Source organism: Nitrosomonas sp. (genome assembly GCF_024282095.1).
Lineage (GTDB): Bacteria > Pseudomonadota > Gammaproteobacteria > Burkholderiales > Nitrosomonadaceae > Nitrosomonas.
In genome coordinates, this window is record NZ_JAMWZS010000028.1 from 11,816 (window position 1) to 32,927 (window position 21,112).

Below are 21,112 nucleotides of genomic sequence, written 5' to 3' on the forward strand. Positions count from 1 at the left end.
CCATGTAACCCAATGTTAATTATAGAGTTTGCAATATTCTTCAGTAAATAGCACCGATTTCCCTTTTTATTCATTCAATCTATTCCTGAACTGCTCTGCTAACTTTGTTCACGTGGCAGTCTATACCGGAATGGGTTCTCCTTCGCAATCCAACGAATTATCCCCGAACTGGCATAGCCTGACATTTCATGATGCCAAATGAGGAGGATAGCAATGCAAAAAGCTATTAAACAAAAACAGAGAGGAATGCTAAGACTGGTTAAATCATCACCAGATGCTATTAAAAGTGAGCAGAAACCTATGGTTGATTCTGAAGACTATTATAAGCAAGTAGAGTGTTATGCTGAACAGATTCGCAAAACAAATAGCGCGGATGAAATCATTAGAATTCTTGACATTGTATTGTCTGAGACCAGAGGTTTGCGGTTTAGTGATGAAGTATTTGCCGCACAGGAACAGGTAAAACATGCAGAGCAAAAAATTGAATCATTAAAAAGCGAATTAGAACAGCTGAGAGGACTCGTACAAACTGACCAAATGACCGGTGCGTTCAATCGTCGTGGCTTAGATGATATTTTTAAACGTGAGGCAGCTCGCGCTGATCGGAATGCACAGTCATTAGGTGTGGTTTTGATCGATCTGGATAATTTTAAACAGATCAATGATAGCTTGGGCCATCCCTATGGAGACAGTGTGCTGGTTAATTTAGTTACTGTTGCCAAGGAAACATTGCGCCCTACGGATATTGTGGCACGTTTTGGTGGCGAAGAATTTGTGATTCTATTACCCGATGTAGAAATGGAAGAGGCATTAACTATTATTCATCGATTGCAAAATAATTTAACAAAGAATAGCTTGCTACAGATCGATAATCAATTAACTTCAATAACGTTTAGCGCTGGTGTTGCGTTACGTTCATTTGGTGAACATCAACATTCAGTATTAAATCGCGCTGATCAGGCGCTCTATCAGGCGAAGCGTACAGGAAAGAATTGCGCAATTCCTGCATTAGTATGACTAATCGTTTGTGGTGATGAACGTATATTCTGTTGATATTGTTAGTTTAGGCAATACAGAGTTATTCAATATTAATCGCATATCTTTTTTATCAATTTCTTGATTTTTTAAAAGATAGCAGCTCTGAATATATTCTTATTAGCGAGAAAATAATCTTAAGAAATATTCAATAAGGCCGATGAGCTAGAACATTTTGCCTAGGACAATAGATTACAGCGGAGGAACAAATGGGAGGTTTTTTTCTTGGTCGACAACCAATTCTAGATCGTAATCATAATTTGGTAGCATTTGAATTGCTTTTTAGACAAGACGAAACTGAGGAAGTAGCACATGTTACAAATGATTTATCTGCATCAGCTAATGTTATCGTTAATGCGTACGGTCAGCTGGGTATCCAGAATGTATTGGGTCGGCAGCGCGGTTTTGTTAATGCAGATCCCGACCTGATTATGAGCGACATTATTAGTTTATTACCTTGTAAACATGTCATTCTAGAACTAAAAGAATCTGCATCAATTACTGCAGAATTTATGCAGCGGTGTAACGAATTGAAACAAAAAGGATATCAATTTGCTCTTGATAACGTTGTTGCAATGAACAATAAAATTGAACAACTGTTACCTATAGTCAGTGTAGTGAAAGTGGATATCCTGGCGCTTGAGAAAGATCAACTCGCAGAACTTGTAAGTGAACTAAATCGTTGGCCAGTCCTGCTTTTAGCTCTGAAAGTAGAAAATCGTGAGCAAGAAGCACGTTGCATGCAATTGGGTTTTCAAATGTTCCAGGGCTATTATTTTGCAAAACCTGAGGTTTTGTCAGTAAAACGTGCTGATCCAGGAAAAATGTCATTATTAAAACTGCTGACATTAGTTATGGGCGATAGCGAAATTGAAGAGATCGAGAAAGAATTCAAACATCAACCAGGACTAAGCTATAACCTGATGCGGATGGTGAACTCAGTCGCCAGTGGTTTACCTCAAAAAATCAACTCTATCAAACATGCAATCATGATATTGGGGCGTAAACAATTGCAGAGATGGGTGCAGTTGTTGCTTTATAGCGCTAATCAATCAGATGATGGTATGTCCAATGCTTTAATGCAAACAGCCGCAGCGCGCGGGAAACTGATGGAATTAATTGCAACAGCCGAACGTCCCCATGATAAAAATCACCATGAGAGAGCATTTATGGTTGGAATCTTATCGTTACTTGATGCATTGCTAGGCATTGAGATGCAGCAAATAGTTGACAAACTTGGTATTCCCGATGATATGAGTCAAGCATTACTAACCCGAGATGGACGTTTGGGTTTAGAACTGAAGTTAATTGAAGCTAATGAGCAAGGTGAAATCACTACAATTCAGTCCACATTGAACCAGTTGGGTTTTCTGAGTTTAAGCGAATTGGCAGATATAGAAATACAAGCAATTGGATGGGCGAATCGAATCGGTGAAGTGACTAATTGAATATATTTTTTGCTGTTCTTTAGAGCTAAAGCTATTTTATGTTATGCCGTTAATACATTGATTAATAATGATTTTAACATGATTTGAGTGATCGGTAACGGGGCAGTTACGGGAAATAGCACATTTTAGGGATTTCAATAGATTTGATCCATCGGCGTTTTTTATTGAGCAATGAGGAGAAAAGTATGGTTGAGATGCAACCAGACGACGGCAAAGCTGACAATCAATACTCAGATCAATTAGTGACAGTAGGTTTATCAAATGAAGCTCTATGTAATACTGAAGCCGACGAATACTTTATGAGCATTAAAGTAGAACTCAATCAGATTGATCGATTGGTCAGTGATGCGGTTAATAATCTTGTTATTAATTTTAGATATATCAGTAAATTGACAAAATCACATCATGATATGGTCTTGGCTATTGAGAAAATGGCTGCTCCTGAAGGAAGTAAACCCATTATTGAGCTACTAGAAAAACAAATGATCATTGCTGACAAAATTGAGCAAGAGTTAGAAATGGCAATTACTTCATTGCAATTTGGAGATTTAGTTACTCAGTTGCTTGCACATACAGCAAGGCAAGTTGAAACACTTAACATAGAACTACAGCGCATTGATCGACAAAGTAATTGGAAGAGTGAGAAAACAACGCTGCAAGCGACTCATGAAGGAATTTCAAAAGCAGTTAATATAGCAAATACTAAAAGCAAAAGAAAGCCTGTCGTACAGCAAGGCATGCAGATGGGTGATATCGAACTTTTTTAACACAAAGCTGCTTGAGACATGCACATTTTATCTGGGAAATTAACAATATTAGTAAGAGGAGTGGGGTAAATGGCTAAGACGATACTTGCGGTAGATGATTCTGCATCAATTCGGCAAATGGTTGCTTTTACGCTTAAAGGTGCAGGTTATGAAGTCATTGAAGCAGTTGATGGTCAAGATGCGTTAGATAAAGCAAATGCTTATAAAGTTAATTTAGTATTGACAGATATTAATATGCCCCGCATGGATGGACTAAAGTTACTTGAGTTATTGCGCAAATTATCTCATTACAAGGCAATACCAATTTTAATGTTGACTACTGAATCTGGCGATGAAATGAAGGCAAAAGGCAGAGCAGCTGGCGCAACAGGTTGGTTGGTTAAGCCTTTTGATCCAAAGCGCTTGCTCGAAGTTATTGGCAAGGTTATTGGTTAATTAATGACATAAATTATGTGACTTATGGGTAATTTTAATTAATTCTAGAGATTAAGTGATTTTTATATTTCTGTTTCTTTAATTTACTCATTTTCCTAAAGCGCTAGGCTAACAATTCAACTGAAAGTAGGATTACCTATGAGTACTGATCTCGAACAATTTTATGAAATATTTTTTGAGGAATCCTCTGAATTACTCGCGGATATGGAAACATGCCTGCTGAGGCTTGATGTAAATTCACCGGACTTAGAAGATTTAAACGCTATATTTCGTGCTGCACACTCTATTAAGGGCGGGGCAGGTACATTTGGTTTTACAGATATGACGGAGACGACGCATATGTTGGAGACATTGCTGGATAAATTGCGCAAAGGAGAACTCGAGGTACGCAGTGAGATGGTCGATGCTTTTTTAAAAGCTGGCGATGTCATTAAAGAACAGTTGGCAGGACATCGCGGAGAAGGTCAGGCAGATCCTGCAGCGGCCGCCGCTATTTGTGAAGAGTTAAAGAGGCTGAGTGATGAGGTACTAGTACCACCAGCTATAGAAATTCCAATTATCAATACCAAAACTGAAATAATACCAGTGGAAAACGAAGTTGCAGTAGATGAAATTCGACCAGTTTCAATGGATGATTCATCGAAACTTACTTACTGTATACAATTTTCTAACGATGGTATGAGCAATGCGACAATAGAAAATTTATTTGCTAATTTAAAGCAACTGGGTATTGTAGAAAACAATACACCAAAGAATGAGAAAGAATTATGTAAACTGAAACTTACTACGAGTAATAGCGAAGAAGATATTTGGGAGACACTTGCATTTGTAGTTGATCCAGCGAACCTGAAAATTGAAGTAGATTCATCTGATAGCGCTGAGGTTAACGTAACAGAGACTAGAATTTCGGATGCAACTCATGCTAATGTCGAATCATTAGTCGAAGAGGATGTATGTGCAACAACCCCAATGCCACCTGCACCAGGGTATGGATTCTTCCCAGGAGCACCAGCAGCGCCAAAAGACATAGATGACTCAGAGTTTAATCTAAATTCGCCCCAGCAACAGAGTGTTGGTAGCAATAAAAATGAGTTACAAGCTACATCCAATAAGCCTTCTAGTAAAGCTAATACAACAACTCCTGCCAATGAAGCTTCGTCAATACGGGTTAGTGTTGAGAAAGTAGATCAAATGATTAATTTAGTTGGCGAATTAGTGATTACACAAGCGATGCTTGCTCAAACAGCCTCTCAATTTGATCCAGTAGTTTTTGAGAAACTCCACAGTGGTATGAATCAGTTGGAAAGAAATACTCGAGATTTGCAAGAGTCTGTCATGTCAATCCGGATGATGCCAATTAGCTTTGTATTCAGTCGATATCCGCGTGTCGTGCGTGATTTAGCCTCGAAACTGAATAAACGTGTTGAATTGAAAACAGTTGGTGAGAATACAGAATTAGACAAGAGTCTCATTGAGAAAATTGCTGATCCGCTGACTCATTTAGTTAGAAATAGCCTGGATCATGGTATAGAAACACCCGAAAGGCGAATCGCAGCAGGGAAAGTAGCGCAGGGTACGATTACATTACGCGCATTTCACCAAGGTGGCAGTATTGTTATTGAAGTCAGTGATGATGGCGCGGGTTTAAATCGAGGAAAAATTCTTGCAAAGGCCAGAGAGCGTGGCTTACCAGTACATGACGGGATGACTGATCAGGAAGTATGGTTGCTAATATTCGAAGCAGGTTTTTCTACAGCTGAGGCCGTTACAGATGTGTCGGGGCGTGGTGTTGGTATGGATGTTGTGAAACGCAATATACAAAGTATGGGTGGACGCATTGATATTGAATCAGTATTTGGTGTGGGTACACGCATATCGATTCGTTTGCCGCTAACATTAGCTATTCTTGACGGACTATCAGTAGCTGTTGGCGATCAAATGTTTATCGTGCCACTTAACTATATAACCGAATCGTTACAACCGAGTGCTGCCGATATTAAGACTGTTAGTGGTCATGGTCGGGTTGTACAAGTGCGTGGAGAATATTTGCCAGTAATCGCTTTACATGAGGTTTTTAACCTACGTCCAAATGTAACTGCAGTTCATGAAGGAATTCTTGTTATTTTAGAAGCTGAAGGTTACAAAGCAGCGCTGTTTGTGGATGATCTAGTTGGACAGCATCAGGTTGTTATCAAGAGCCTTGAGAGTAATTATCGGCGAGTGCAAGGTGTGTCCGGTGCAACCATCATGGGCGATGGTAAAGTGGCGCTTATTCTTGATACTGCTGCATTAGTATTATCATCAAAGCAAGAATTTGTGTAGGCAAAATTAATCCTCATACCCAAACCAACTATTTTGGTAGTAAGGAGTAAAGATTATGTTACGGGAACAAGTGGTCGTTTCGGCAACAACACCGTCCGGATCAGTCAGAAGCCATACGGTTAATGAATTTTTGACTTTTCGATTAGGCAATGAAGAGTATGGAATCGAGATTCTTAAGGTGCAGGAGATACGTGGATATGACTCAATTACACAAATAGCTAATGCGCCATCGTTTATCAAAGGCGTCGTCAATCTTCGCGGAGTAATTGTTCCGATTGTGGACATGAGGATCAAATTTGGATTGAGTGATGCGGACTATAACCAATTTACTGTGGTGATTATCCTGAATGTGGCTAGTCGCGTGATGGGTATTGTGGTAGATGGCGTATCTGATGTAATTAGCCTGGATGCCGAGCAGATGCGTCCTGCGCCAGGATTGGGGCCAGTTATTGATACCGAATATATCATGGGACTGGGAACTGTCGACGAACGCATGTTGATATTGATCGATATCGAAAAGCTGATGGGTAGTAGCGACATGGGACTACTTGATAACAGTCTTAACTAATAAGAGTGTTAACTATTGGAAGCTAGGTAGATAGGAATATTTGATGTTCATAATCATGCCTGCAAAGTTTTGTTCGATATTTGTAATGAGCATACTACCAGTATTAATGGTAGGTATCGGAGGCTGGGGATTGTACGGCTTTGGCCACTCAAGTACTGGATTTAAGACTGCCAATGAAGATCGTACTGTCCGCGTACCATCAGTGCAATTAGGAAAAATTCCAGATATTTGGTATCAAATCCGTAGAAATTCACTGGAATCTGTCATTTCTAGAAATATCGAAATTGCAAAGACGCAACCTGAGGATGCGCATAAATTGGTTAATCAGGCGAAAGTCAATCAACTGGTAGCAAGTGCTTCCGAAGTTGCTGTGAAGATGGTGCGAATGGTCAGATTGTACATACTTATGCGATCAATCAATAAAAGCTCGCACAAGACTGTCGATATTATCAGCGTCATTAATGGCGCTACTTAAATGATAAGACTCTGAATTCAAATACCGTTGAAATAGTGACATAAAAACAGTGTCTCCACTAATTCGAATGGATATGTTATGGAAATAATTTCAGGAATTGAAGAAAATTCTGATAGCAGAATACGCGAATATACTTTTACTCAAGCTGATTTTGAGCGTGTTAGAAAATTAATTTATAAGCATGCCGGTATATCGCTTTCGATGGGTAAGCAAAACATGGTGTATAGCCGACTAGCTCGTCGTCTACGCGCAACGGGCTTGGATAATTTTCATGACTATTTGAATTACCTGGAGCGCGGAAGTCCTGAAGAGTGGGAAGCATTTACAAATGCACTGACTACTAATCTAACTGCTTTTTTTCGTGAACAACACCACTTTCCCATTCTTGAGAAGCATATTGAGAAACGTAAGAATCAGAATAAAATCCAACTATGGTGTAGCGCATCCTCAACGGGAGAAGAGCCTTATTCGATGGCCATGGCAATGGTGCAGGCTTTTAAAACATTTACGCCACCCGTTCATATTCTGGCAACCGATTTAGATACCAACGTTCTTGCAAAAGCTCAAATGGGGATTTATTCATTAGATAGGCTAGAGAAAATACCTAAGGAAAAGCTCAAGCAGTTTTTCTTGAAAGGCAAAGGGCAGCATGCCGGTTCAGCAAGAGTGCGGCCTGAGTTACGCAATATGATTACATTCCGGCAATTGAATTTGCTTGATGATAGCTGGCCAATCCGGGGCCCATTTGATGCAATATTTTGTCGTAATGTAATGATTTATTTTGACAAACAAACTCAATATGGGATTCTTAAGAAATTTGTGCCGCTATTGGCTCCGGATGGATTGTTATTTGCGGGTCATTCAGAGAGTTTTCAGCATGCTGTGGATTTATTTAAGCTGCGCGAGAAAACTGTGTATGAGTTAGCTAATAAAGCGAGGTGATAGCATGGCTGCGATTGTTGATGAGCAACTAGCAACCAACTTCTACTTTGACAAGAATTTTAATAGTCAGGCTGTCAAGTTATTACCGGGTGAGTATTATGTTACAGACAAGGATATGCTGCTCGTAACTGTGCTTGGTTCATGTGTTGCTGCTTGTATCCGCGATTGTTATAGCGGTATTGGCGGCATGAATCATTTCATGCTTCCGGATAGCGGAGGTGATGCGGGTAGTCCACTGACTGCATCAGCCCGCTATGGCACTTATGCAATGGAAATATTAATCAACCAATTGCTGAAACTTGGTGCTCGTCGTTGTAATCTTGAGGCCAAAGTGTTTGGTGGCGGAAATGTACTAGATGGATTGACGGTTGCAAATGTCGGTCAAAGAAATGCTGATTTTGTTCTAAAATTTTTGCAAACAGAAAAAATTCGAGTTGTTGCACGAGACTTGGTCGATGTCTTTCCACGAAAAGTTTATTTTTTTCCTAAAAATAGCAAAGTAATGGTAAAAAAATTGCGCAATACGCATAACACCACAATATCCCAGCGTGAAAAAGATTATAGTCAACGTTTACAAAAAGTTGATTCAGGTGGTGATGTTGAGCTTTTTTCTTAAAACTGACTTACTTCTTGAATTGATTATGTAAAATGAAGAAAATTAGAGTATTGATTATTGATGACTCGGCCCTGATTCGTAAATTGTTGACTGAGGTTATTAATAGTCAACCGGATATGGAAGCTATTGGATCTGCGCCTGATCCTTTGGTGGCACGTGAAATGATTCGCGAGATGAATCCCGATGTGTTGACATTGGATGTTGAAATGCCAAAGATGGATGGCATTGATTTCTTGGAAAAACTAATGCGCTTGCGACCAATGCCGGTGGTCATGGTTTCAACATTGACGGAAAAAGGCTCTGATATAACATTCCGAGCGCTTGAGCTGGGTGCAGTTGATTTTGTATCTAAGCCAAAGATTGATATTGCCGCAGGATTAAAGGAATATGGCACTGAAATTGCAAGCAAAATTCGCATTGCCAAGTCTGCAAGATTCAAACGGCTCGTATCTCTGCCAATTACCAAGAGTGCTACTGCAGACGCAGTTTTACCAGCGGTCTCGAATCGTATCGCTTCAACTGAAAAATTAATCATAGTCGGCGCTTCTACCGGCGGCACCGAAGCCATTAAAGAATTCTTAACGCGCATGCCGCCAGATTCACCAGGGATTTTGATTACCCAGCATATGCCTGAAGGATTTACCAAGTCATTTGCCAATCGCTTAAATAGCCTCTGCAAGATATCAGTGGTTGAAGCTCGCGGTGGTGAAAGAATATTGCCGGGTCATGCGTTTATTGCACCAGGCCACTCGCATTTGTTACTTAAACGTAGCGGCGCAAATTATATGACCGAATTAAACCAGGGCGAACCAGTCAGTCGACACCGCCCTTCCGTTGATGTACTATTTCGTTCAGCAGCAAATTGTGCGGGCAAAAATGCAGTTGGCGTGATCCTGACAGGCATGGGAAGAGATGGCGCTGCCGGGATGTTGGAAATGCATAAAGCAGGCTCTTATAATTTTGCTCAGGATGAAACAAGTTGTGTCGTCTTTGGAATGCCTAAAGAAGCAATCGCAGCGGGTGGAGTAGACGAAGTTGTGTCCTTAAAAGATATGGCAAAATGTGTTTTGTCTAAAATATCGAGTATGGGAGCACGCAGTAATCGTGTCTAAGCTGTATTTTTATTTCTTGATTTGTACAAAGTAAAGCTACGTCATCAATGAAAAGAGATATTTCACAATTTATTATATTCATCGGCATTAGTTTTTTGATAAGCTGCGGCTCGTTGCAGGAAAGAGATTCAGTAAGGTTTAAGTCCAATCTTGATAAAAGCAAACAAACAGACTTTAATCATATAAAGAAGGCGCTCTATTCTCAATTTAATGACTGGCAGGGGGTGCCCTATCAGCGAGGCGGACTCAGTCAGAATGGAATTGATTGTTCAGGATTCGTGCATTTAACATTTAAATCAAAGCTTGGACTGCACTTGCCCAGAACATCTTGGATGCAGGCAAGATCAGGAAATGAGATTAGAAAAGATGATCTAAGAGCTGGTGATTTGGTATTTTTTAAGACTGGTGCAGCTTCAAGTCACGTAGGAATTTATCTAGAGAAAAATAAATTTCTACATGCCTCTCAAAAGAAAGGTGTCACAATATCTAGATTAGATAATATTTATTGGAAATCTAGCTATTGGAAATCTATTCGAATATGAAATGAATTAATTAGTCGGCCCTGCAAAACCGCACCAATCGCTATCTTTGGATCAGCAGCTTCAAAAGACGGCGTGCTAATAAAAACAAAATCGAGCGATTTGATCTTTTTTGATCAATGAATCGCCCCGGATTTTCTGGAGACATATTTTCTTGAGTTAAATTGCGTCAGCTGACTCCTCCCGATTGCGATAATACGCCTTTTCAAATTCTACCGGCGGTACATATCCGATTGCATCCAGCAGTCTTCGATTGTTGAACCAATCCACCCACACTCCAATGTAGCAAATTCTACTTCTTCGATGCTACGCCAAGGACCTCGATGCCGTATGACTTCGGTCTTATACAAACCATTGATGGTCTCGACCATGACATCATCATAACGATTTTGGCGCAATAACTGGCAATGCATCATTCCATTCTGCGACTATCCACCTGAGATACGGCGCTTTATTTACACCACCAATGCGATTTAATCTGTCAACATGAGCCTACGTAAACTCAGCAAAAACCGCGGATCGTTTCCTAACGATGACGCTGTAATCAAATTGTTCTATTTGGCTCTCAGCAATATCGCCAAAAAATGGTCTATGCCTATTAAAGATTGGAAGCCTGCACTAAACAGGTTTACTATTCAATTCGAGGAGAGAATCCCGCTCCGCTATTAAACTCCGTTTACACAAAATCTAGGAAACCCTCTTTTCTAGGTCTAGGAAAAACCAGGATAAATCACAACATGGTGCAATAATTGCTTATGATATAACCCCTTTTCTGTTTCTGAACGTAACTAATTAACCGCGTTCACTCACTTATTATGCAATTTGGTATCGACTTTTCCGAATTTTAATGGCCTATATTTTTATAAGCTCCTTATTCTTCCAAATACCTGGGCAGCAAGAAGCCCGCAAAAGTGAAATCTAAAAAGCCAACCAGGCATTAAAGTAGAGCGTATCGTTATTCACCGCATTGCGATTAAAACCATCGTAATTGTGAACACTGCCATTAAACTTGAAATTGTGAACGTATTGCACCGCAAGGCGCAGATTCGCCAATGTCCCTAAAGTAGAAGCAGTCGATTTGCCAAAAGGTGTATAACTGGCCTCGGCAGTGAAAGCTTGACTATTCGGATTACCCGTACGGCTGCCACTGATGGGATCCCCAAAACTGTATATCACCGTATCCGCCGTTCCGGTCGTTTGGCCATAAAATAAGTTCAACCCATACGTCTGTAGATACGTATAGCCGGCCCTCAATCGCACAGTATCGAGATTGCTTTTCAGCTTATCTGCTAATCCCAGCGCGGCACTGGCATTCATATTACGATTTTCACGAATATAAGTAGCAGTAAATTCATAAATATGCACCGGATTTGCAAGATACTGGTAGGTGAGATCAAATCCAAAATCATCATAACTGTCAGTGCCAGCACCTGTCAGTCGTTGCGGATTGACGTTACCGTGCATGCCAAAAGAACCAATCGCGCCATAATGCCCGCTCCAGTCCTTTTGCAGTGCAACCCGCCAATACGGCGCACCACCGTTTAGTCTGGCTTGCTCGGCATCAAATGCGCCTATACCTCGTTGTACATTTTTAGGTAAGCTGGTATAGCCACCCGCTTCAACATAGAGAAGATTATTCAGCATCATGTACGCCGTTGCACCCACCACCTGCGAACCCAGCGATTCAATCAAAGTTCCTGCAGATTGAGTGGGCGCTAAAGGCGATGAACTCCACGGGAAACCCCATACCGGCGTGGTATTCCATAGATCTGAAACTGTGGGGTTGTTATTGGCCGTCATACCAAAAACCAGTTTCTGCCCCGCGACATCAGCATGATCGGCGAAGCGAATATCGGTATTATCCAATACGCCGATATTCTCCACACCATCATAAGTCCCCTCTACAAATGCACCTATCTTGGAAGTCAAACGACCCGCTAAGAAAATTGCCGCTTCATCAATCGTGGCGTTATCATTCTTTCCAAAACGATCAGCCGCGCCGTCCGGCTGACCATTCTGGGTGTGCGTGAATGAACCTCGAATCATACCGCTTAAAGGAATAAGATTATTATTTTTACCGTCCGTTTGTGTATAGCCATTGAGTTTAAAATTCCTACCGATCGATGTGAGATTAGGTCCGAACGATTGCACATGACAAGAACTGCACGGCATACCGGTCTGTCGCGCAAAACCTGGCAGCGCATTTGCGTCCAGGCTTAGCAGGAAAAACATCAAAAAAACAAATAACAAAGACACAGTATTTCTGGCTACGATCATCATTTCACTTTTTAACCTTATATGTAAGAAATAGAATTCCAAATTGGCAACTAAAGTCCCAGTTATTCAACCACTAAACTCAGATATCTTTATATTTATGAGTATAATATTCCAGGATATATAAACTTATTGTGAGATTTGCAAAAAGAAATTGTGAAGTTATTACGAACTATGCTAGAAACATAAACTCGGTCTGTTGCTAATGCAGCATTCAGATCATGCACTTAACGACTATCAGGATTCACCCAATGACCACGCCATTTATCTCGAGCAGTGTGACTGATATTCATCCGGCCAATGTCAATGCGATTGATTCTTTGCTGGGTGATTTGCGCTGGACGAGTTCAACCATTTCCTATAGCTTTCCGACCAGTAATAGCCCTCTCCTCTGGTCCACTCAACCTGGGTTCGGTTATGACTTCCAATTCGGCGATGGCGAGCCATGGAGCAATGCCGCTAAACCGCTCACCAGCACAGACCAGATCAACTTTGAGCACGCCTTGCAGCAATGGGCTAACGTTGCCAATGTAAATTTTATAAAATTAACGGAAACGACTGACGAAGTAGGCGATATACGCGCAGCCTACAGCGAAGATCCCAAAACGAGTACATTGGCTTGGTCTTATCTGCCCGGTTTCAGTGTCCGGGCGGGTGACATCTGGATCAACACATCAAGTCTTCTTAACCGCCAGGAATGGGATCCCGGTACTGTTTCGTTTGCGGCGATCTTGCATGAGATTGGCCATGCATTAGGCCTCAAGCATCCTTTTTTCGATCCTGAGAATAAAACAGCGGCAACGCTCCCTGCCGATCTGGACAACACCCTGCACACTCTGATGAGTTATACCTATACCAACCTGCAAGGTGATCAAGGTAATGACTTTTCCTTTCACCCCACCACACCGATGGTGCTGGATATCGCCGCCATACAATATGTATACGGTGCCAACATGAATTACCATGCCGGTAACGACACCTACAGCTACGACGATGCAAACACCTACCATGAAACCATTTGGGATGCAGGAGGAATTGATACCATCCTGTATACCGGCGCAATCCCCACCCTCATCGATTTGAATCCGACAGGCGCATCGCTCATTGGCCAGTCGGTGTACGTTCAGTTTGATGGCGTTGATCTGGGTTCATCCATTCCCAATGTGTGGATCGCTGATGGTGTCACCATTGAAAATGCCATGACCGGTCAAGGCGATGATGTGTTAATCGGAAACAACAGCAGCAATACATTGGATGGCGGTCCAGGCATCGACATCGTTGTGGTGGAATCACAGCGCAATCAATACACGTTGAACAGAACAGCTACGGATTACACCATCACCGATCATGCTAATTCGGGCAATCAGGATGCGCTGACGGCTGTTGAGCGCCTGGAGTTCAGTGACATTAAACTGGCATTGGACCTGGACGGTCACGCCGGCCAGGTTGCCAAACTACTGGGCGCTGTATTTGGCACTGCTGCCATTGCCAACCTGGAATATGTCGGCATTGGCTTGACTGAGGCGGATCAGGGTATGAATTATGAGCAATTGGGAGAATTCGCGATCAATGCGACAGGGTTGAAAACGTCTGATGAGATTGTCACCCTGCTGTGGGACAATCTGTTCGGATCCGCGCCCACGGAAACTGAGAAATCTCCTTACGTTAAGCTGCTCGACAGCGGTCAAATATCAACCGGTGCGCTGGCTGTATTGGCTGCGGATAGCGATTCCAATGCCGGCAATATCAATCTGACGGGACTCATGCAGACCGGCATTGGGTTCGTTTGAGTATTCTGCGCTATTTAGCAGTCGCCAATTCCGCCCGAATACCCTGTAGCTTAGGGTCATCCGGCAACACAGCTTCAGCTCTTTGCAGATAGAGTTTGGCATCATTGAATCTGCCTTCGGCTTTTGCCTTGTCGATAAACTGGACATACCGGCCAACTATTTTCTGCAGGCCAGCGAGGGCTTGCGCGTTATCCGGTTCCGTGGCAAGCACCATTTGGTAGTATTTGTGCGCGTTATCTCGTAATGGTGTAGTGAGACGCCCTGCTTTCATGGCTTTCTCAGCAGCGGCCAAGTGCTTTCTGTTGGATCCGGCATCAGTCTGTTTTTCTGGAAAACTTGGCTGCTTGGATTGAGCCGGCGGTTGATCAATCCTTGCTAATTGCTGACCACTGTCAGGTTCCGACTCGATTGTCGTCTTATCCTTGAGCGCTGATTCGATAATCGGTGGAACAGATACACTGCCCGCCTGTTGCTCAGCCGCATGCGTCGTTTCTTGGATGGTCTCGGATATTTGATCTACGCCGGATGCTTGATTCGGCTCGGCAACAACCGCAGCGACAGATTGCTGCTTTTGTGTTTCCGGTTCAATGGCTGCGGCTGATTTTCCGGGATTACGCTGAAATAAAGGCTGAGCGGTTACTGCACCTGACTTATCTTCCACTATTTCTGCAGGTTTTTCATTAAACCATAATCCAAAAACCACCAATGCAACGATTCCGCCCATGACATTGACCCATAGCGTGCTCTTATTACGATCATCCGCATTTACGGTCGCTTGCTCCGGAGTCAGAGCGCTTGCTTGATCATTGGCGGCATCTGATTTTAGTAATGCCAGTATCTCGGCTGCCGATTGTGGCCGTTGGTTATATTCAGGTTGCAACATCCAGTTGATCGCTTGCAATAATTCCGCACTGTAGCTGGCACCCTTAGTTCCGGAAAGTAAAGTCATCGGATCCGGTTCGCCCTTACCTACAAGCATTATCCGGCTCTGCGCAACAACAGGTTGCTGATGCGTCATACAATAATACATCGTTGCGCCCAGTGCATAAAAATCGGTTGCCGGTCCGGGCTTTCTTGCCGGCTCATACTGTTCCACCGCTGCATAACCGGCGACCAATTCGTCAGCGAGCTGAGCCGTGCGTGCCGCGATAGCCAATCGTGCTTCAGCGAAATCGGTTAATAACGGCTCTCCATCCTTACCCAAAACAATCGCCGCCGGTTGAATACCGCCATGCACAATGTTGTGTTCATGTATTTTCTGCAAGGCAGCCAGGATCGACACCAGAATGAATTTGAGTTCCGTTTCGTCAAATGTAGTCGGAGATTGGATTAGCTTGAGAAGCGATACACCTTTTTTGGGGACACCCAGAATCAAATAAGCTGTTCCATTGAGTTGCAAGACATTCTCAGCGATCACAATATTGGGATGCTCGATTTGTGTCAGAATTTCAGCCTGATCCAAAAATGCCTTTAACCCATACTCGTAATTTTCTTTATCATCCGCTGATTTGACTTCAACACCAAGCCCGTCGCTTGCGCGAATGGCAAAATCATGCGGAAAATACTCTTGTATTTTTACCCATTCCTTGAGATGGTGATTCCAGGCACGATAGGTGATATCGAAAGTGCCAACTTTTGCGGCATCTTTGATTTCGTAGACACCCATTTGAGTGCCTGCAGGCAGCATTTGATTGTGTATGTATGTCATGATAGCGAGTATCCTGTCTCTAATCTCGATTAAATCTCACATCCGGAAAGATGTTATGTGCGCTCTGCTTTGATGCAAACCCAGCAACGAAGAGACTCTACTCCCGTGCTAACTGGTAGACAAACATCGGTCTAGCGCAATAAAGCCGATAAAAATGTACTACTGTCTCATAGTGTAAAGCAACTCAGATTGTGATGAGTCAGTATTTTCTGATTTGGATAAAACCAAATTAACAAGCGCTGGTTTTGGTGCTCTCACCATTACACGCACACAATATGTGAGTGAAGCCAGCGAATCAATGCCGCGACAAATTGCCGCGCGGCAATTTGTCACATTCCCAACCGCGCTCGTTTCCTTTAAATTTTACAAAAATAATGACAATGAAGGGTTTCCCGTTGCATGTTCTTATTATTCACAGGCTGTTAAATAAGACCGCGATACTACTCTGCCCGCGTACGGTGTAGAAAATTTTAAAAGGATCAGCTATGAATAAAGCACGAAAATATGTATTGCTTTCTATCATCATGACGTCACTATTTGTCGTCACAAAGAGTAGCTATGCAAATAGTAATTTCAGCGCTTTCAGTGAAACCATGCAAACCACCCAGTTACGTTTACCTAATGTCATCATCCGCGATGCATTGCATGACATCGGTATCACAGCAAATTCATTCAAAACAGTGGATAGCAAAAGTATCACTAACGATTACAGCAGCTCGGCAACCGTTTTTACCGGCAGTGGTTTTCTTTATGGCGGCAGCGCAAACTACAATGTCGATATCAATTCCAATGACAATCACGTGCCTGATTACTTGATCCCAGGAATCTTGTCGGTAAAAAAGCATTTCACGGTGCTTATGAACAACCCCCGCCCCGCTGACCACGGCACTCTGATGACGCAACAACAACCGCTACTTTCTTCCTATCATCCTGACACCGCCGCAGCCATACCGGAACCGGAAACGCATACCCTATTGCTGTTAGGGATTGCCTTATTGGGCGCCAGCGTCCGGCGTCGTCATAAAAACACTTAACGTTTGCAAGAGAAGTCAGCATTCCCAAATCAGCTCGAAGCGCAGCTTATGTGTAATCAATGAATAATACGCTGAGCCTGTTTCTAGCATCATAATGGCAACGCAGACAGCTATTCAGCGACCTACTAGATCGATTTGTCTTTTTCAATCGGATAACCGGCATCACGCCAGGCTTTAATCCCGCCATCCATCGATATCACATCGGTATAACCCATTTGCTGCAACGCATCCGCCACCAGAGCCGAGCGATAACCTCCTCCGCAATACAATACGATGGATGCTTGTTTATCGGGCACCACAGTTTCGATATCGCGTTCAATAATGCCTTTTCCCAGATGACGAGCACCGGCCGCGTGATCTATCCAGAACTCATGATCCTCCCGCACATCGATAAAATGGAATCGTTCGCCTCGTGCCAATCTCGCCTGCACATCAGCTGCGCTACATTCCTTTATGCGCTGTTTTGCTTGTTCCACTAAGCGTAAAAATCCCGGACTATGTTGCATGTGTTCTCCTCATCCATTCATCGGCACTGTCAGAAGCTGGTTTGGACTGTATCAAAGATCCCATATACGGTCAAAAGAACCGAAATCATGCAATACCTGAACACATTGAAAAATTAACGTGTAGCCAGGTATTTTGATTATCGTGTACTGTTTTTGACTTCACTCTCAATCTTTGCTACTTTCCGGCACAGAAAAAGGATTCTTTTTACTATTCCCAAAGAACATGAGGTATCAGATGCACGAAGAAGCGGTAATGCATGGACTAAAAGCCAAGGGATTGAAAAAGGGATCCGTATCCAAATCGGCCGCGGTCACCATTGGTCTGGCGGCGACTGCTCCGGCGTATTCGATCACTGGTGCACTGGGGTATGGTGCTTTCGAGAGCGGTTATCAGCTGCCGATCGTATTTCTGTTATCCGTCATCCCGATGTTCTTCGTCGCGTTGTCCTACAAACATTTAACCACTTCTGCGCCGGACTCCGGTACCGTTTTCACCTGGGGCACCAAAGCCATCGGCCCTCGATTCGGCTGGTTCGGCGGGTGGGCGCTATTATTAGCCAGCATATTGGCGGGAGTCGCCGCGACCCAGATCATCGTCAACGCAACCGCCATCATCTTTAACCTGGAAGAAATGCCCGTGTGGTTTCGCTTTGGAGTCGCCACGTCGTTCATCTTCATCACGACCTACTTGACAGCGCTCGGTGCCGAAGAATCTTCGCGCACCACCATGATTTTAACGATCACTCAATACGGCGGACTCATCGCACTCGCAGCAATCCTATTTATGCGCGTCATGCAGGGGGATGCTGTGAGCACCGCCGAGCCGCTCTCGCTGGAATGGCTCAACCCGTTCGCGATTTCCTCATTCGATGCTTTCTTGAATGGATTTCTTATCGCATTATTCATATTCTGGGGATTTGATGCAGCGCTGGCAATGTCTGAGGAAACCGATGGCAGCGCTGAACAAGCCGGGCGCAGCGGCATCATTGCCATGTTCATCACGGTTGTCACGTATGTCGTTTTCTCCACCGCAGCGCTGGCATACGCCGGTATCGATGTACAGGATAAATCCAGCCTGACATTCGAAGGCAACATCGATTCGATTATCACGTCTCTGGCAACCGATACCATCGGCGCAAACGGTGCGTTGGCTGCCGCGCTGATCATCGCAATTTCGGCTTTCTCAGCCACCCTGTCCACCATCATGCCGGCAGCGCGTGCTGCACTGGCCATGGCAATATACCGGGCGATCCCGCGCAGATTCTCTTCCGTCAATGAGGCAACGCAAACACCAAAGTTTGCAACCTGGGCCATTGGATTGATGACATTGGCAATCTACATCACGTTAAGCCTGATCAGCGAATCCATCGTCAAGGATACGATCCATAGCGTCAGCATAGCGGTATGCACCTATTACACGATTGCGGCACTATCTTGCGCCCTGTATTTCCACCGCACCGCATTTAATCACTGGCACACGGCGCTATCGCAAGTGATTTTACCGACCATTGCTGCAGCCATTTTGATCGCGGTGAGCATTCTCCAGGCATGGAATATGATGGATCCGAATTATGGTTCCAGTGGATCGATTGCCGGCGTGGGCGCCGTATTCCTGATTGGAGTGGTCACTTTATTGATTGGTATACCGCTGATGGTGCTGTGGAATATGCGTGAACCCAAATTCTTTCGCGGCGAGACGCTCCCGCTTGAAAGAGCGCATATGATGCCCAATCATCGTAACAACAACATCACCCACCCCGACAAGCGATAAACAGGCACCGGAAAAACCGGCAATCACGACACCCCGCCAAGCCCTGAGGCAGCAATACAGGCACAGTACCCCTCTCTCAAAAAAACAACCTTTTTGGCATCTAATTCCCCGCATTGCACATTAAATTCAGCACCGCACCCCGTGCTGCTCCTGCGCTCCTAACACGTTGCGCGCCAAAACTCAAGTTGAATCAATCTTGGACGATAACCACAAGCGTACAAAATGAATTAAGCGCGCATATAGGAGAGAACATGAATGAGGTTTATCTTGGCAGGCTACCGATTCTCGACAGTAAACAAAATTTAGTCGCATTCGAACTCTTATTTCGTTCCGAGCAGCAAGATACCGTCACTGTCACCAATAATTCCGCAGCTTCCGCAAATGTCATCATCGACACCTACGGACAGTTAGGCATAGAAAATGTGATCGGAAAACGGCGTGGCTTCATTAAAGTGGATGCGCAACTATTAATGAACGATGCGATTTGCATGCTCCCCAAAAAACACGTGGTTCTGGAAATTCTAAGAAATGTAGAAATCAATGATGAAATCATCCACCGTTGCTCATTTTTAAAACAAAAAGGCTATCAGTTAGCGCTTTCCAATATTGTTCAGCTAAACAAACAGCTGAGCCACCTCATGCCGTTGATTAATGTGGTTAAAGTCAATGTGAACGCATTGAGTCAAAACGCATTGATCAATCTCGTCAAAGAACTCAGACACTGGCCGGTTTTATTGTTAGCCGAAAAAGTTGAAAATCGGGAAACTGCCAGGCGTTGTGTCGCTTTAAATTTTCAAATGCTGCAAGGTTTTTATTTTGCCAAACCAGAGATCATCTCGGGAAAACGTATTGATCCATCGAAACTATCGCTGTTGAAACTGTTATTACTGGTTGTCAAAGACAGTGGAGTGACTGACATTGAAAATGAACTTAAATACCAACCCGGCTTAAGCTATAACCTGCTGCGCATGGTCAATTCAGCCGCAGGCGGTTTGCCAAGCAAAATCAACTCCATTAAACGCGCCATCATGATACTCGGCCGAAAACAATTGCAACGATGGATACAAATACTGCTCTATGCCGCCAAGCAAAGAGACGGTAGTACATCCGATGCATTAATGCAAACCGCCGCTGCACGCGGCAAGCTGCTGGAGTTTATTGCGGCAGCGGATCGTCCCCATGATAAGAATCACCAGGACCGCGCTTTTATGGTCGGTGTTTTATCCTTGTTGGATACTTTGTTAGGCGTGGAAATGCCCAAACTGGTTGAAACCCTCAGTATCCAGAAAGACATGAGCGAAGCCTTGCTGGCCCGCCGCGGCTATCTGGGACGTCAATTGCAATTGATTGAAGCCCATGAAAAAGGTGAATTTGACAAGGTGTCCGCAATATTGTCGGAAATCGGTTTTCTCAGCATCACCGAATTCACCGCAATGGAACTGGAAGCTGCCGCTTGGGCAAACCGCATTAGCGATACCGTCAACCAATCTGAATAAAAAAACTCCAACTAGAATTAATACTCTGATTGGATCGAAATTCATGCAATCGCTTAACTGCAAACCGTCAAACTTGATCACTGACTGATCTATCATTGAACGTACTTAAACACGTACGTTTCTTCACAACTGCAACCTAGGGAAACTCTGAATAATTCATGTTTGTCATTCCGAACAAAGTGAGGAATCTTTGTGAATCAATGCCATAGATTTCTCGCTGCGCTCGAAATGACAGTTATTCAGAGTTTCCCTAGCAAACATTAATCCTTATTAC

Annotated in this window: 18 protein-coding genes and 2 pseudogenes; 16 read left to right on the top strand and 4 right to left on the bottom strand. The window is 43.5% G+C overall.

From position 1 onward, the window contains the following. Positions 1-213: 213 nt before the first annotated feature. The 11 genes from Q0K92_RS09160 (at position 214) to Q0K92_RS09210 (ending at position 10,262) form a co-directional block, all read left to right on the top strand. Entirely contained in the window at positions 214-1,017 is an 804-nt protein-coding gene (locus Q0K92_RS09160; RefSeq protein WP_297325503.1) for a GGDEF domain-containing protein, read from the top strand. Between the two features lie 227 nt (positions 1,018-1,244). Further along, on the top strand, positions 1,245-2,483 hold the full coding sequence (locus Q0K92_RS09165; protein WP_297325504.1) for an HDOD domain-containing protein: 1,239 nt from the start codon (positions 1,245-1,247) through the stop codon (positions 2,481-2,483). A 185-nt stretch (positions 2,484-2,668) separates the two neighbouring features. Next, entirely contained in the window at positions 2,669-3,250 is a 582-nt protein-coding gene (locus tag Q0K92_RS09170; RefSeq protein ID WP_297325505.1) for a hypothetical protein, read from the top strand. 69 nt (positions 3,251-3,319) lie between these two features. Continuing rightward, positions 3,320-3,685 (top strand): response regulator, encoded by a 366-nt coding sequence (locus Q0K92_RS09175; protein WP_297325506.1) that lies wholly within the window; start codon positions 3,320-3,322, stop codon positions 3,683-3,685. 138 nt (positions 3,686-3,823) lie between these two features. Continuing rightward, a complete protein-coding gene (cheA, locus tag Q0K92_RS09180; protein ID WP_297325507.1) occupies positions 3,824-6,007 on the top strand; it encodes a chemotaxis protein CheA in 2,184 nt (727 codons plus the stop codon). A gap of 55 nt (positions 6,008-6,062) precedes the next feature. Then, entirely contained in the window at positions 6,063-6,575 is a 513-nt protein-coding gene (locus Q0K92_RS09185; protein WP_297325508.1) for a chemotaxis protein CheW, read from the top strand. Positions 6,576-6,660: 85 nt separating this feature from the next. After that, complete coding sequence (locus Q0K92_RS09190) at positions 6,661-7,050, top strand: hypothetical protein (RefSeq protein ID WP_297325509.1); 390 nt, start codon at positions 6,661-6,663, stop codon at positions 7,048-7,050. A 78-nt stretch (positions 7,051-7,128) separates the two neighbouring features. Then, entirely contained in the window at positions 7,129-7,992 is an 864-nt protein-coding gene (locus Q0K92_RS09195; RefSeq protein WP_297325510.1) for a CheR family methyltransferase, read from the top strand. 4 nt (positions 7,993-7,996) lie between these two features. Continuing rightward, entirely contained in the window at positions 7,997-8,608 is a 612-nt protein-coding gene (cheD, locus tag Q0K92_RS09200) for a chemoreceptor glutamine deamidase CheD (RefSeq protein ID WP_297325511.1), read from the top strand. A gap of 32 nt (positions 8,609-8,640) precedes the next feature. Beyond that, on the top strand, positions 8,641-9,720 hold the full coding sequence (locus tag Q0K92_RS09205; protein ID WP_297325512.1) for a chemotaxis response regulator protein-glutamate methylesterase: 1,080 nt from the start codon (positions 8,641-8,643) through the stop codon (positions 9,718-9,720). Positions 9,721-9,767: 47 nt separating this feature from the next. Further along, the gene (locus Q0K92_RS09210) at positions 9,768-10,262 is read left to right on the top strand and encodes an NlpC/P60 family protein (RefSeq protein WP_297325513.1); all 495 of its coding nucleotides are present in this window, start codon (positions 9,768-9,770) and stop codon (positions 10,260-10,262) included. 156 nt (positions 10,263-10,418) lie between these two features. On the opposite strand, the pseudogene Q0K92_RS09215 reads toward Q0K92_RS09210, so the two are convergent. Then, positions 10,419-10,648, bottom strand: a pseudogene (locus Q0K92_RS09215) (integrase core domain-containing protein); the annotation flags it as partial. A gap of 1 nt (position 10,649) precedes the next feature. Here Q0K92_RS09215 and Q0K92_RS09220 point away from each other — a divergent pair. Then, positions 10,650-10,928: pseudogene (locus tag Q0K92_RS09220) on the top strand (transposase); the annotation flags it as partial. 249 nt (positions 10,929-11,177) lie between these two features. On the opposite strand, the gene Q0K92_RS09225 reads toward Q0K92_RS09220, so the two are convergent. After that, positions 11,178-12,539 (bottom strand): cytochrome C, encoded by a 1,362-nt coding sequence (locus tag Q0K92_RS09225; RefSeq protein WP_297325514.1) that lies wholly within the window; start codon positions 12,537-12,539, stop codon positions 11,178-11,180. A 245-nt stretch (positions 12,540-12,784) separates the two neighbouring features. Here Q0K92_RS09225 and Q0K92_RS09230 point away from each other — a divergent pair, with 245 nt between their 5' ends. After that, on the top strand, positions 12,785-14,323 hold the full coding sequence (locus Q0K92_RS09230) for a M10 family metallopeptidase (RefSeq protein ID WP_297325515.1): 1,539 nt from the start codon (positions 12,785-12,787) through the stop codon (positions 14,321-14,323). 10 nt (positions 14,324-14,333) lie between these two features. Here the strand turns inward: Q0K92_RS09230 and Q0K92_RS09235 are convergent, their stop codons facing one another. Next, on the bottom strand, positions 14,334-16,031 hold the full coding sequence (locus Q0K92_RS09235) for a protein kinase (RefSeq protein ID WP_297325516.1): 1,698 nt from the start codon (positions 16,029-16,031) through the stop codon (positions 14,334-14,336). A 485-nt stretch (positions 16,032-16,516) separates the two neighbouring features. On the opposite strand from Q0K92_RS09235, the gene Q0K92_RS09240 reads away from it, so the two are divergent. Then, positions 16,517-17,065 (top strand): PEP-CTERM sorting domain-containing protein, encoded by a 549-nt coding sequence (locus Q0K92_RS09240; RefSeq protein ID WP_297325517.1) that lies wholly within the window; start codon positions 16,517-16,519, stop codon positions 17,063-17,065. 125 nt (positions 17,066-17,190) lie between these two features. Here Q0K92_RS09240 and Q0K92_RS09245 read toward each other — a convergent pair whose 3' ends face one another. Continuing rightward, positions 17,191-17,571: a rhodanese-like domain-containing protein gene (locus tag Q0K92_RS09245; RefSeq protein ID WP_297325518.1), complete on the bottom strand. Its 381-nt coding sequence runs from the start codon at positions 17,569-17,571 to the stop codon at positions 17,191-17,193. Between the two features lie 223 nt (positions 17,572-17,794). On the opposite strand from Q0K92_RS09245, the gene Q0K92_RS09250 reads away from it, so the two are divergent. Then, positions 17,795-19,342 carry an APC family permease gene (locus tag Q0K92_RS09250; RefSeq protein WP_297325519.1) on the top strand — a complete coding sequence of 516 codons (1,548 nt, stop codon included), beginning with the start codon at positions 17,795-17,797 and terminating at the stop codon, positions 19,340-19,342. 251 nt (positions 19,343-19,593) lie between these two features. Then, a complete protein-coding gene (locus tag Q0K92_RS09255) occupies positions 19,594-20,838 on the top strand; it encodes an HDOD domain-containing protein (protein ID WP_297325520.1) in 1,245 nt (414 codons plus the stop codon). The last annotated feature ends 274 nt before the right edge of the window (positions 20,839-21,112 follow it).